At 47.6% G+C, this 1,073-nt stretch carries 1 protein-coding gene; it reads right to left on the bottom strand.

Annotated features, from left to right (window positions below):
• Window positions 1–154 precede the first annotated feature (154 nt).
• A complete protein-coding gene (gene hemF, locus ACTHUM_RS15020) occupies window positions 155–1,063 on the bottom strand; it encodes an oxygen-dependent coproporphyrinogen oxidase (RefSeq protein ID WP_063075822.1) in 909 nt (302 codons plus the stop codon).
• Window positions 1,064–1,073: the final 10 nt, after the last annotated feature.

The following is a 1,073-nucleotide window of genomic DNA, read 5'->3' as shown; positions in this document are numbered from 1 at the left end:
TTATATGGGCGCATTGTCTCAAAAACTCTATAGAGATGAAACAGCGCAATAGGCAAAGGTATGCAAATTCAAAGCAATTGAAGCAAAGGCCGTCTGAAAAAGCAGGATTTATGATTAAAAACAGCTTTTCAGACGGCCTGATTGCAAACAGATATTATTTTCCGAATTCCTGCAGCCAGTCTCGCGCTACCAAAAATTGATTTAATGCGGCTTCTGGAGAACCTTCTTCCGGCGCATATTGATACTCGAAGCGTACTAAAGGCGGCATGGACATCAAAATGCTTTCCGTACGACCGCCGCTTTGCAGGCCAAACAGCGTGCCTCTGTCCCAAACCAAGTTAAATTCCACATAGCGTCCGCGACGGTAGAGTTGGAAATCTCGTTCACGTTCTCCATAAGGCGTATTTTTGCGTTTGGCCACAATCGGTAGATACGCTGCGATATAGCCTTCCCCGACTGCCTTGATAAAATTCAAGCAGGTATCGAAATCCCAGCGGTTTAAATCGTCAAAAAACAGGCCGCCCACGCCGCGTGTTTCGTTACGGTGTTTCAAATAGAAATATTCGTCACACCATTGTTTGAATTCAGGATAAACCGATTCTCCAAATGGCGCGCATACGTCCCGAGTCACTGTGTGCCAATGCACGATATCTTCTTCAAAAGGATAAAACGGCGTCAAATCAAAGCCGCCGCCAAACCACCAAACCGGCTCGGCATTTTCAGGGTAGGCAATAAAAAAGCGCACATTGGCATGGCTGGTCGGAACATAAGGATTTTTCGGATGAATGACCAGCGACACGCCCATGGCTTCAAACGCCGCGCCTGCCAATTCCGGACGATGGGCCGTAGCAGAAGCCGGCATTTTTGTTCCCTTTACATGCGAAAAATTCACACCGGCCTGCTCGAATACTGCGCCGTTTTTCAATACACGGGTTTCGCCGATACCCAGCTTCCCAGTCCATACTTCATGCACAAATTTGGCTTCGCCATCTTCTTGCTCCAGCGCGGCGCAGATTTGGTTTTGCAGTGTTTTGAGGAGGGTTAGAACGGATTCTGTGTGCATGATATATCCT

The organism is Neisseria sp. P0021.S006, from assembly GCF_051956895.1.
The sequence above is the reverse complement of the archived record's forward strand: the minus strand, read 5'-3'. Positions and strand labels throughout refer to the sequence as shown.

Excerpts from the sequence above, each read along its gene's own strand:
- hemF (WP_063075822.1), bottom strand. The coding sequence starts at position 1,063 with ATGCACACAGAATCCGTTCTAACCCTCCTCAAAACACTGCAAAACCAA.